At 34.5% G+C, this 13,038-nt stretch carries 12 protein-coding genes; 7 read left to right on the top strand and 5 right to left on the bottom strand.

The window, feature by feature from the left end:
- Positions 1-232: 232 nt before the first annotated feature.
- The 6 genes from EL260_RS16715 (at position 233) to EL260_RS16740 (ending at position 5,951) form a co-directional block, all read left to right on the top strand.
- Positions 233-1,963, top strand: a complete 1,731-nt coding sequence (locus tag EL260_RS16715) for a cellulase family glycosylhydrolase (protein WP_123856424.1) — start codon at positions 233-235, stop codon at positions 1,961-1,963.
- A 66-nt stretch (positions 1,964-2,029) separates the two neighbouring features.
- A complete protein-coding gene (gene bla-A / locus EL260_RS16720) occupies positions 2,030-2,908 on the top strand; it encodes a CGA/CIA family class A beta-lactamase (protein ID WP_123856426.1) in 879 nt (292 codons plus the stop codon).
- Positions 2,909-2,964: 56 nt separating this feature from the next.
- Entirely contained in the window at positions 2,965-3,375 is a 411-nt protein-coding gene (locus EL260_RS16725; protein WP_123856428.1) for a hypothetical protein, read from the top strand.
- A gap of 11 nt (positions 3,376-3,386) precedes the next feature.
- Positions 3,387-4,277, top strand: coding sequence for a 3-hydroxybutyryl-CoA dehydrogenase (locus EL260_RS16730; RefSeq protein WP_185145934.1), 891 nt, complete (start codon positions 3,387-3,389; stop codon positions 4,275-4,277).
- 81 nt (positions 4,278-4,358) lie between these two features.
- The gene (locus EL260_RS16735) at positions 4,359-5,675 is read left to right on the top strand and encodes a hypothetical protein (protein ID WP_123856432.1); all 1,317 of its coding nucleotides are present in this window, start codon (positions 4,359-4,361) and stop codon (positions 5,673-5,675) included.
- A 36-nt stretch (positions 5,676-5,711) separates the two neighbouring features.
- A complete protein-coding gene (locus EL260_RS16740; protein WP_123856434.1) occupies positions 5,712-5,951 on the top strand; it encodes a hypothetical protein in 240 nt (79 codons plus the stop codon).
- A gap of 49 nt (positions 5,952-6,000) precedes the next feature.
- Here EL260_RS16740 and EL260_RS16745 read toward each other — a convergent pair whose 3' ends face one another.
- The 5 genes from EL260_RS16745 to dnaN form a co-directional block, all read right to left on the bottom strand.
- The gene (locus tag EL260_RS16745; RefSeq protein ID WP_123856435.1) at positions 6,001-6,411 is read right to left on the bottom strand and encodes an META domain-containing protein; all 411 of its coding nucleotides are present in this window, start codon (positions 6,409-6,411) and stop codon (positions 6,001-6,003) included.
- Between the two features lie 416 nt (positions 6,412-6,827).
- The gene (gene pheT, locus EL260_RS16750) at positions 6,828-9,230 is read right to left on the bottom strand and encodes a phenylalanine--tRNA ligase subunit beta (RefSeq protein ID WP_123856437.1); all 2,403 of its coding nucleotides are present in this window, start codon (positions 9,228-9,230) and stop codon (positions 6,828-6,830) included.
- 257 nt (positions 9,231-9,487) lie between these two features.
- Positions 9,488-10,102 (bottom strand): DUF417 family protein, encoded by a 615-nt coding sequence (locus EL260_RS16755; RefSeq protein WP_123856439.1) that lies wholly within the window; start codon positions 10,100-10,102, stop codon positions 9,488-9,490.
- A 64-nt stretch (positions 10,103-10,166) separates the two neighbouring features.
- A complete protein-coding gene (locus tag EL260_RS16760; protein ID WP_123856440.1) occupies positions 10,167-10,997 on the bottom strand; it encodes an AraC family transcriptional regulator in 831 nt (276 codons plus the stop codon).
- 235 nt (positions 10,998-11,232) lie between these two features.
- Positions 11,233-12,363, bottom strand: a complete 1,131-nt coding sequence (gene dnaN, locus EL260_RS16765; protein ID WP_123856442.1) for a DNA polymerase III subunit beta — start codon at positions 12,361-12,363, stop codon at positions 11,233-11,235.
- Between the two features lie 253 nt (positions 12,364-12,616).
- Here dnaN and EL260_RS16770 point away from each other — a divergent pair, with 253 nt between their 5' ends.
- Positions 12,617-12,994: a diacylglycerol kinase family protein gene (locus EL260_RS16770; RefSeq protein WP_123856444.1), complete on the top strand. Its 378-nt coding sequence runs from the start codon at positions 12,617-12,619 to the stop codon at positions 12,992-12,994.
- The last annotated feature ends 44 nt before the right edge of the window (positions 12,995-13,038 follow it).

Consider the following 13,038-nt stretch of genomic DNA (forward strand, 5'->3'; position numbering starts at 1 on the left):
TACAGATGTCATTTAAAAAATAAAATCACTGATTTATTATCAGAAAGCCAGTTTCAAAACAAAAAAAATAATATATTTGAAAAACAATTCAGAAAATATTTGAAAGATTTTGTTTTACATATCCAATGGATTCCGGCCAGAATAAGTGGTCTTCATATAGACTCTTATTATGATGCTACCATTTTCTTATAATTAAAATCTAATCCCCTCATTATTTAAAATCAAAACAACTATGAAAAGATCCATCCTATTATCCGCCTTATTATTGTCTCAATTTGGGACATCTCAATTATTAAAGACTTCAGGACAGAAAATCGTTAATGATAAAGGTGAAAACATCCAGTTGAGAGGCCTCGGTTTAGGAGGTTGGATGCTACAGGAAGGCTATATGCTGAAAACAGCTGATTTTGCTGGCCCTCAGTATAAAATTAAGGAAAAAATAGCTGAACTGATTGGTGAAGATGGTATGCAGGAGTTTTATAAGGCTTATTTAAAGAATGGAATTACGAAGCAGGATATTGATTTTTTAGCAAAAGCCGGTTTCAATTCCATCAGGCTTCCAATGCATTATAATCTCTATACCCTTCCTATAGAAAAAGAAGCAATAAAAGGCAAGGATACTTGGCTGGAAGAGGGTTTTAAAATGACCGATGATCTTCTTCAATGGTGTAAAGACAACAAAATTTACCTGATTCTTGATCTTCATGCTGCCCCTGGCGGACAAGGAAATGATGCCAATATCTCTGATAATGATAAGGCTAAACCATCTCTTTGGGATAGTGAAGAAAATCAAAGAAAAACAGTTGCACTATGGAAAAAACTGGCAGAGCGATACAAAAACGAACCTTGGATTGGCGGATATGATATTATCAATGAGCCTAACATCAATTTCACAGGAAAAAATCCAAACGGAACAGACGAAATGTCAAATGCTCCTCTTTGGAAATTACAGAAAGACATTACCGATGCTATTCGTGAAGTTGACCAAAAACATATTATCTTTATTGAAGGAAATGGCTGGGGCAATAACTACAACGGATTAATCCCGATTTGGGACAACAACATGGCTTTTAGCTTTCATAAATACTGGAATTACAATGATGACAAAACCATTCAGTTTGCACTGGATTTAAGAGAAAAACATAATATGCCAATCTGGCTTGGAGAAACCGGTGAAAATTCGAATGTATGGTTCACGGAACTAATTCAATTGCTGGATAAACACAATATTGGATACGCTTTCTGGCCTATGAAAAAGATTGATAATATCGCCGGAATTACGAATGTAAAAACAACTCCTGAATATGAAAAGCTCTTGAACTATTGGAAGAATGGAGGTGAAAAACCATCAAAAGAATATGCTCAAAAAACGTTGATGCAAATCGCTGAAAACTACGAATTCAGCAATGTAGAAGTTAAAAATGACGTTATAGATGCGATGTTCAGACAAGTTTCGGATGATTCTACAAAACCGTTTAAGAACCACCAGGTTCCCGGAAGAATATTTGCATCAGACTATGACCTGGGAAGAATAGGTTCGGCTTACCTGGATAAGGATTTTATTAATCTCTGGGTAAGTGATCCTGCAAAAAGATCAGAATGGAACTATGGTCAGCAAATGAGAAATGATGGTGTTGACCTCTATTCATGTCAGGATAAAATAACCAATCAGTATTATGTAGGAAAAACAGAAACCGGAGAATGGTTACAGTATACAGTCAATTCCAAGGTGAATAAAAATTATACCTTCGAGATCAGATACTCTAGTATTAATCCTTCCAAAGTAAGGGTTGAGGATGCTTCAGGAAAAATATTGACAAGCGTCGCACTGCCTTCTACAGGCAAAAATGAAAACTGGACTACCGTTTCTACAAAGAGTATCCCATTTCAGAAAGGAGAAAATAAATTCAGAATCGTATTTGAAAATGAGGGCGTAAATCTGAATTATTTTGAAGTAAAATAGCAATAATTACCTTAAATTGCAGATCCCTTTTAGATGCTAAAAGGGATTTCTTTTTAATCTGTTATTATGAAAAAAATAGCCGCAATTTTCCTTTTAATATCTGCGTTTGCGTCAGCACAAAAATCATCTTTGGAACAAAGAATAAGTGCAATTACAAAGAGTAAGCAAGCTACGGTAGGCGTTTCTGTTTTAGGATTTGAAAATCAATTTAAATACAGCCAAAACGGTGAGAAAAAGCTTGCTATGATGAGTGTTTTTAAGTTTCATGTGGCCTGTGCTGCCCTTGATCTTGTGGATAAAGGAAAACTTTCACTGGATCAAAAGATTTTCATTAAAAAATCTGAACTGTATAATACTTGGTCTCCTTACAAGGAGAAGCATCCTGAAGGAAATACAGAAGCTACTTTAAGTGAGATTATCTACTATACGGTAGCATTAAGTGATAACAATCTTTGTGATATCCTGATAGAACTTGTAGGTGGTACTCAGGCTGTGCAGAAGTTTATGAATTCTAAAGGCGTAAAAGACTTCCAGATCAAATATACTGAACGTGGGATGGCTATCAACGGTTGGGACTCTTTATTTGAAAATTATACTACAGCCAATTCTACCGTACAGCTTTTGAAAAAGTTCTACGACGGAAAGTTGCTTTCGAAAAAATCTACTGACTATTTGATGAAAATCATGCTGGGAACCAAAACCGGGACCAATAAAATTATTGAACAACTACCTAAAGGAACTCCCATAGCCCATAAAACAGGATCTTCAGGCAAAAAAGATAACTTTCTCACCATTGCAGAAAATGATATGGGTATCATCACTCTTCCCAACGGAAAGCATTATGCCATTGCAGTATATGTAAGCAATTCTAAGGAGTCAGAAGCTGAAAACTGTAAGATCATCTCGGATATTTCCAAAGCAGTGTGGGATAATTTTAATAAATAAAATATTAAGCTTAATTTTAGCGCAGAGAATCAGATTGATTCTTTGACTTCATCATTATGAAAAAAGGACTATTAGCAGCGGCTTTATTTTGCTCCACATTCTTCTTCTCACAGAAGAATCAAAACTATTTAAAGATCGGCTATACAAGTGTATGCTGTGGTACGGCTTCTGAAAAACCGGTCATCAGTTACCTGAAAGAATTTAAAAGGAAGAATCAGATTAGAAGTCTGGAGATCCTGATACAAAAAGGATTGGGCAGAGAAGGTGAATTTGAACTGTATGTAGGCACTGATTTTCTAACCCTCAACCAGAAAAAACGACTCATACGTGGACTTACGGCTTCTGTTTCTAATCAGAATAATAACAAAAAGTCGGAAAACATCGGAAATATAAATTTTGATTCCACAGATATCGCTCATCAGGAGGATCTCATGAATGCAAAAAACTTAACTATCTATAAAAAATAAAGGAAAAAATGATCAAAAACATTGTAGTTATCGGAGCAGGAACCATGGGAAATGGTATTGCACATACTTTCGCACAAAGCGGTTTTAAAGTAAATCTTGTAGATGTATCTCAGGAAGCTTTAGACAGAGGACTGAAAACCATTACTACGAATCTTGACAGAATCATTGCAAAGGGAAACCTTACTGAAGAGCAAAAAGCTGAAACGTTGGGAAACATCACTACTTTCACCGCTCTTAATGATGCTGTGGGAGCTGCTGACCTTATTGTAGAAGCTGCTACTGAAAACCTTGATCTTAAATTAAAGATCTTCGGTCAGATGGATGAATCGGCTCCTGCAGGTTGTATCCTTGCGACTAATACATCTTCTATTTCTATCACGAAAATTGCTGCTGCTACAAAAAGAGCAGATAAAGTAATCGGAATGCACTTTATGAACCCGGTTCCTATCATGAAGCTGGTTGAAATCATCAAAGGATATTCTACTTCTAAAGAGACTTTTGATGCTATTTATGAAATGAGCAAATCATTAGGAAAGGTTCCTGTAGAAGTGAATGACTATCCAGGTTTCGTAGCCAATAGAATCTTAATGCCAATGATTAATGAATCTATTGAAACACTTTATAACGGTGTAGCTGGTGTAGAGGAAATTGACACGGTAATGAAATTAGGGATGGCTCACCCAATGGGACCACTTCAATTGGCAGATTTCATTGGTCTTGATGTATGTCTTGCGATTCTAAACGTAATGTATGACGGATTCAAAAATCCTAAATACGCCCCGAACCCATTATTGGTAAACATGGTAACAGCAGGAAAACTAGGAGTAAAATCAGGAGAAGGCTTCTACGATTACTCTGAAAGTAAAAAAGCTGAAAAAGTTTCAAAAATGTTTTTAAAATAATTATTCAAATTATGAGTTGTGCGTTATAAGTTATAAATTTGGGTTCTCAACCTCTACTTATACTAAATAACTACAGCTTTGATGAAAATTAAAGAGAAAAATATTCAAATATTATTGGTCATCATTACTATAGTGATGACCATTTTTCGTTTTTTACTCAATGAAAAAGGAAGAGTAAATCCGGATTCTATCCGCTATATGAGATTTGCTCATGGACTGCCTGTCATTGATAATACTACAACTCCTCTGGGCTATCCTTCAGCCATAAAATTCTTTACCTACTTTGGATTGGATGAGTTTTGGAGCAGTAAACTAATCGGTATTCTTGGCTGTCTGTTTATTATTTTATTCGCTTGGCAAAAGAAATTTTATTTCAGGGAGTCAATTGTGGTATGCAGCTTATTCAGCATTCTTTCCATTTTTGCTTTTACGATGAGTGAAGCACTTATTTTACCTTTCGTATTCCTTTTTCTGTACACTTCAGCCCTTATTATTGATAGAAAAATAGAAGGCTGGAAAGCGATTTTTTACCTTTCCCTCTCTTTGATTATACTGTATAATATAAGATATAGTGCACTCTTTATCATTGGTGGAACAGGCTTGTATGGACTTATCTTCTGGAAAAGAAAGTATGGGCTTTCTTTCATCATTTCGGCAGCTATAGGAATGATTTTCATTGTATTGTATAAGTTTTTATTCATTGATTATTTTAATAAAGACTATGTACAGGATTTTTTGGAAATAGGCCTTCACACGACTCCTGAATTATTGGTAGAATTATTCCAGGGATTGAGTACTACTTTTAATCCGTTTATTCATATGGCCAATCCTGCCGGTGGTATTATCAATTATGGAATTTACGGAATTGGTGTATTAAATATTCTTTTCATGGCATTCCTTTTTATTAAGCAAAAGCTTTCAGATCCTGAGTTCTTTTGTATTTTCATAGGAATTTTAGGAATTGTCTGTTCTTATTTTATACAGTATTTCTATTCTATAAACCCTATGGATTATAGATTACTAGCTCCCTTTAGCTTTCCTCTCTGGTTGGTTTATTTTAAAAAACTGTTTGAAGTCTTCCATACTAAAGTGTATGTTATTGGTATTTTAAGTTTAATGTCCGGAATGCTCTTCACATGGCTTTCAAAAGGGAATTATCTTGAAAACAGAAAAGCGATTACTAAATTTTTAAAATCTGAAAATTTAGATAAAGTTCCGCTGAAGTTTTTTATTATTGAAGAAAAAGATTTGGAGAAAGTACAATTAGCAGAACTCATCAGCACTGTAAACCCCCAATTAACCGTTACATTTAAGCCTCTGGATACTCTAAAAAAAACAACATTAACACGTTATAAAGTTTTACAAAAAGTTAAGATCGACAAGAATAAATATCAATAATTTTATTATCTTTGAGAAAGTTAAAACATTAAAAAAATGAAATTACCAAAGTTTTTATTAGCAGATAATTCGGAATTTCCAGAAGATCTATTCGTAGTCCACACAGAATATCCAAGATTTATCCTAAATGTTGAGGAAGAGGAAGTTGAGTGGTTAGATGATCTTGAAGGAGACGATGAAGAAACTATGGCAGACGAAGCTACGAAAGTGGTAGAATCAGCATTCAAATGGTGCGATGAAGAGTTGGCTAAGTACGACGAAGAAGAGGAAGATTAATAACATCTAAATCATAAAAAAGGAACTCAAATTGAGTTCCTTTTATTTTTTATTCTGATTTATTGAATTTCAATAATAAAAGATTGTCTTTATAAAGCTCCAGTACATTTCCTGAGATTACATATTTGTTAGCTTTCCCCATCATATCCATAAAGTTTTGCTCTACTCCGATATTGTTACACATCATTTTGGTAGACCCCATCTGGCCTGCTGAAAAACCTCCTGTAGAAGGATCTATCGTAGCTGTTCCAAAATAGTTATTACAACCAGCATTTCCGTTGATCTTTTCTCCTTCAATATTTAATGTTGGAATTTTACCTTTTACGTTATCGGCCAGTGTCCATTTTGTATTGGCAAGAGCCGGCTGAGCTTTTCCTACTTTAGAAGCAGATGGACTTGTCATGCTTCCACATGATGCCAATACTGCTGCTGTACATATACTTAAAAAAAGATTTTTCATTTTTTACTTTTTGAATTAACCCAAATTTACGGATTTTATCTTATTTAAACGGGCCACTATCAATTTTATTATTCTTTAACAGTTGAAATTTTTTACTTCATCATAGAGCAAAACGAAGCCATCTCAACGTTGGAATGTTTATTTGATAGATTGGAAAATACTAAGGCGCAAGGTGATGTGTAGTCTGAATGTTCTTTAAAGCACCAGGATTTTATCTACTGCTAATATATGCTTTTATAATGGCCACGAATGCACAACTAAAATAATATATACCTCTACTGCATGGTTATTTTTTTTAAACTACATAGACACTTAGAATATTATTTCATAGTCTATTTAATCCCTAGAATAATTTAAAAACAAAAAAAACGGACTTTAAAAAGTCCGTTTCTATATATTTCTGTAATCTTTTAAAATTAAGATCTCAATTCTGCATTGAATTCTTTCTGGAAAGATTTAATTAGAGAATCCATTACTTCAGTGATTTCCTTTTCTTCCAGTGTTTTTTCTTCATTTAACAACTCAAAGCTCATAGCGTAAGACTTCTTACCTTCAGGAAGATTTTTCCCTTCATATACGTCAAATAAGTTAATCCCTTTAATGAATGGGGATTTGTTTTTCTTCGCTGTCTGGTATAGCTCCTGATAATTAACAGTCTTATCAATCAATAACGCTAAGTCTCTTCTGATCTTATTGAATTTCGGAATATCTTTAAATTTCAATTCATTTTTAGAACGTAATTCCTGAGCCCATTCAAGTTCAATTTCAGCATAGAAGCAATCCTGATCAATATCAAAATCCTTCAACAATGCCGGAGCTACTTTTCCGATTCTTACCAAGACTTTACCTTCTGCTTCATAAGCTAATGCATCAGAAAATCTATCATCAGATAAAGCAACTTCTTTATAGTTTACTCCTAATCTTTCCAATAAAACGTTTACATATGCTTTAAGATTGTAGAAGCTTACTGCAGATTTAGGCTGTAACCAGTTTTCAGCTACATCTCTTCCCGAAACAATAATGGCTAATTGTTTTCTTTCTTCGTATTTCTCTCTTTTGTGGTAGATTTTTCCTAATTCAAAGAATTTGATGTCTGCATTCTTTCGGTTGATATTATAAACCGTATTCTGAAGAAGCCCTTCTAATAAAGATTTTCTCATGAATGCAAGATCACCACTTAGAGGGTTTAATAGTTTTACAGCATCTGTTTCGTCTTTTACTGAAGTTAATGAGTTGTTCATTACCTCATTGAAACCAAGACTTTGTAAAGATCTTGCCCAGCTGTTTTCCAATTCATCCTGATCGTTTGCACTTAGCTTAACCGGTGTAAATGAAATCTTCTGAGGAGCATCAATTTTATTATATCCATAGATTCTTAAAATCTCTTCAATAACGTCGATTTCTCTTGTTACGTCTGCTCTGTAAGCAGGAACAGAGATTTCAAAGCCGTTAGGAATTTCATTTAAAACCTGGATTTCCAATGCCTTCAGGATCTCTTTTACTTTCTCTCTGTGAATTTTTGTTCCTAAAATCTGTTCAATCTTAGAGAACCTTATGATCACATAGTTATCTTCTATTTTCTTAGGATATTCTTCTAAAAGCTCCCCTACCAATTTACCTTCAGCAATTTCCTGAATCATTTTGATAGCGTGCGTAATAGCTGTTCTTGTAAGATTTGGATCTACCCCTCTTTCAAATCTGAAAGAAGCATCCGTATTTAAACTGTGAAGTTTTGCTCCTTTTCTTACCGCAATTGGATTGAAGTAAGCACTTTCAAGGAAAACTGTTTTTGTCGTTTCAGATACACCTGAATTTTCACCACCAAAAACCCCGGCAATACACATTGGAGTATCCTGACCATCTTTAATCATGATCTCAGTACCGTTCAGTGTTCTTTCTACTCCATCAAGGGTAGTGAATTTTGTTCCCGGTTTTACCACTCCTACTTTCACTTTTTTATCTGCAATTTTATCTGCATCAAATGCGTGAAGCGGCTGTCCGTACCCGTGAAGAATATAGTTGGTAATATCTACAATATTATTGATCGGGCTTAGTCCGATGGCCTTTAATCTGTCTTTTAACCAGTTGGGAGATTCTGCAACTTTTACATCTTCAATTACCGCACCGATATATCTTGGAGAAAGTTCTGCATCTTCGATTTCTAGCTTGAAATCGTGAGATCCTTCGTTATTTAAGACTTCTGAAGCTACTTTATTAAATTGAGACTTCTGCTGGTTTGTAGAAAGAAACGCATGAAGATCTCTTGCAACACCATAATGCGACATAGCATCTGTTCTGTTGGGTGTTAACCCAATTTCAAGAACTTCATCATTCGTTAATTCAAAATAGTCTGCAAAGTTTTTACCTACTTCATATTTGGTTTCATCCAAAACCATGATTCCTCCGTGATCTTCGCTTAAGCCAAGTTCATCTTCTGCACAGATCATCCCTTGGGAAACCTCACCTCTAATTTTCGCTTCTTTAATTTCAAAAAAGTTTCCGGTCTTATCATAGATCTTCGTTCCAACAACGGCTACAGGAACTGTTTGCCCTGCTTCTACGTTAGGAGCTCCGCAAACAATATTCAATATTTTTCCGTTTCCAACGTCTACTGTTGTCTTCTTCAGTTTATCAGCATTCGGATGTTTTTCGCAGGTTAACACTTTACCTACAACAATGCCTTCCAGACTGCCTTTTACACTTTCGAATTTATCTATCCCTTCAACCTCAAGACCTATGTCTGTAAGGAATTCACCGATTCTTTCAGTTTTCAATTCCGTTTTTACAAAGTCTTTCAGCCAGTTGTTTGATATTTTCATTTGCTTATCTATCTACTTGTTTAATTCGTCAAACGAAACATGAGGTTCCATCTGTACTATTTTTGAAACTTTTATTTGAAATTCCGTCCCGTTATTGAGTCGGTTTTTCGCGGTACAAATGTCGTGTTTTTTTGAGAAATACAGAAATTTAAGAGTGATTTTAAGAGAATTAATTTTCATTTATTTTTCATCGGAAGACTGAATAAATCAATCTATACTCTGCATTTCCTACAATTTTAGTAAGCAATTTAAAATCCTTACGCTAACGGCTTTAAAACTTTCTTTAAACTATCGGAAAACAAAACCAATCCGCCAGCCATCATAATGATGTCTTTTATAACGAGGCGCCCCGCTCCCGAGAGGTAAGGAAATCCGTATTGAGGGGTCGGGTAATCACCTCCAAGATTAGGAACATATACTTCAAGAGTAGTCACCAGAAAAGATAAAGTAACCAGTGACATCAAAAACGTCAAAGCTCCTCCTACTGCTCCGATTTTAGGAAACCAAATTCCCAGTAAAACCCCAATTCCTATGATGACAATCATCGTACCCAATCCGTAAGAAAAAGTATAGGTACCGTTTTGTGTATGCCAGTCAATATTTTTCTTTACCACTTTTCCTTCCGGATTTTTATATAAAGTATATTCCGAAACAAGCTTTTTATCTTCATTTAGTACTTTGTTTCCTGCACTTTTGTAGAAGAAGCTCATGAAAGGGCTATTAGCAACAAAAGGTACTATTCCGTCAGCTTCATATTGAAAGGCTTTAAGCCCACCAATCCAGGCCATGACAATAAATATTGATATTCTCAGAAAGTTGAAGAAATACGCATCCAACTTTAATAAACGGTTGTATAAACTACTGTTTTGCATATGATTTACTTTTTAAACAAAGGTATTCACATGCTTACAGCCTAACCATAGATATTTCAGGACATTACATGGACATTTTTGCCACTATAGAAATGCCCACTTTTTCCCGGTATTGTTTTGGAGAACAGCCCACTGTTTTTTTGAAATACCTACTGAAATAGAATTCATCATCAAATCCTAATTCTGAGGCAATCTCTTTTATGGAGCGATACGTTAAATGAAGCAGTTTTTTAGATTCAAGAATAATTCTCTCATTCATCAGCTGACTAGGGGTCTTGCCAAATTCTTTTTTGACAACCTTACTTAAGGTATTGTTCGTAATGTTGAGTTTATCACTATAAAATGAAAGCTCTTTTTCATTTTTAAAGTTACCTTCGAGCAATTTCTGAAATTCCGCAGCATACTTATTGGGTAACTTTTCGTTGACTACTGAGCTATTTTCAATCCCGCTTTTTTGCTTACTGCCAATAGCAAGAATCAACTGGATATAAGTTTTAATAATAGATTGTGAAAATTGGTGTTTCTCAGATTCTTCTTTTTTAATATGATTAAAAAGCTCTAAGATATATTCATAATTATCTTTTGAAAGTTCTATACTGGGATTCAAATAGATATTATTGAAAAGAAGTCCATTACATGCTACTTCTTCTTTATGGTATTCTATACAGTAAAAATCACCATGAAAAAACAGCATTTGAATGTTTTCATCGGTATTCGAAATCAGTTTCAACTTTTGATAAGGAGAAAGAAACAGAATATGATAACCATTATAAGGGTAATTGATTTCATCCACAGAAAATATCCCTTCTCCGTTCCATATCATCACAGTATAATTTTCAGTAGTAAATTCTGAAAGAAAATCCGAAGAAGAGTAAGATTGTATTTTCACATCCATAATGAGAGTTGTAATCCTACACAAATAACGTTATTTTTTCTGAAAATGTAATAATATGTGTGGTTGTGAGGTGGTTTTTAACGCAAAGTTTTTTACCATAGTTCTGTAGATTTCAGAGAACCAAGATGGAATCAACAAGTTGATCCTAATTAAGCTTGGGGGTAAGGTTTGAAAATATTTCCTGAAAACAAAAAAAGCCGGATCACTCCAGCTTTTACTATTTGTTATTTTAATCTTATAACCCGATTACCGGCATTGATAACATTAAGATATTTTCGTTTTCTTCAAGACCATCAAGGGGCTCAATAATTCCTGGTCTGTTAGGCTGAGACATTTTCATTGTAATATCATCAGATCCGAGGATTGTCAACATTTCAGTTAAAAATTTAGAGCTGAATCCGATGTTGATATCTTCTCCGTTGTAATCACAAGGAATCTGCATATCTGCTTTGTTTGCATATTCAGTATCTTCTGCATGAAGGTGAAGAATATTTCCTGAAAGCTTGAATCTTACCTGATTGGTAGATTTATTAGACATGATAGATGCTCTCTTGATAGCTCCTAATAAAAGGTTTCTGTTTATGGTCAATACATTCGGGTTTTCTTTAGGAATTACCGCTGTATAGTTTGGATATTTACCATCAATCAGTCTACAGATCCATATGTGCTTACCAAAAGTAAATTTAGCCATATTCTCATTGAAGTCGATTTTCACGTCTTCATTGGAACTTGCCAGAATATTTTTGAAAATATTCAAAGGTTTTTTAGGCATGATAAACTCCATTGGTTCAGCATTCATCAGGTCTGCTCTTTTATAAACAACAAGCCTGTGAGAGTCTGTAGAAACGAAATTGGTTTCGTTTTCTGTAAACTGGAATAATACTCCTGTCATTACTGGGCGAAGTGAATCGTTACTGGTGGCAAATAATGTATTGGTTAAGGCTTCAGACAATACTCCTGCCGGCATTACCACGCTTTGAGAAGCGTCGAATTCTGGCAATTCGGGATAGTCATCAGCGTTATCTAATGCTACTGCGAAATTATCTTTTTCATCTAAAATCTCAAGCTGGCTTCCAGTTCCTTCCGCATTGTCCTTTACAACAAATGTTAAAGGCTGTTCTCCATATGTCTTGATAAAATCCTGAAAAATTTTAGCAGGAACAGCAAATTTACCTGAGTCATCAGACTTTACTTCCAGAGAAGTTACAAGAGTTGTCTCGCCGTCAGATGCTGTAATGGTAACATTATTTCCGTCTAATTCAAAAAGATAGTTTTCTAAAATCGGTCTCGATTGAGAGCTTGATATTACACCACTTACAGTTTGCAACGCCTTCTGCAGTTCACCACTTGAAATAATAAATTTCATAGATTTATAAAATAAGTTTCTACAAATATAATAAATACATACAACAAAGAAAAGAATATTCCCGACGAGTTTTTAACAAAGATCGTCAATGGGGTTTCAGACCCGATATTACGTTCTGGTTTCCATAGCGGTATATTTTTATATCAAAATATTGACCACTGAATATATTTTAATCTTAATAATCCAAATATAACAGATTAGTGGCAACAATCAAAATACAAAAGCTATCTTTGTTGAAATAAAGTAAAAAAACATGCAGAAGCCTCCTCTCTATAAAAGTTTTCTGAATGCTTTCCGGGGTGTTTTTATCATGATTAAAACAGAAAGAAATTTTCAGATTGAGCTTCTTGCCTTCTTTGTTAATCTCTTCCTTATTTTTTATTTAAAGCTTACTTACATTGACGCAGCTTTAATTATTATGGCATCTGTAGCTGTTTTAAGCGCTGAAATTTTCAACACAGCCATCGAAAAGATATGTGATATCATTCAACCTGATTTTGACAAAAGAATCGGATTTATCAAGGACATAGCAGCCGGTGCAGTTGTACTCATAGCTATCGCTTCTGTGATTATTGGGGTTCTGGTATATTGGAAGTATTTTTTTAACTACCCCGTCAAATCTTTGATTTAACATCCTTCCGAAGGAGGGGTGTGTCATGTCTTCCATTTAAATGT

The organism is Chryseobacterium nakagawai (assembly GCF_900637665.1).
GTDB classification, from domain to species: Bacteria; Bacteroidota; Bacteroidia; order Flavobacteriales; family Weeksellaceae; genus Chryseobacterium; species Chryseobacterium nakagawai.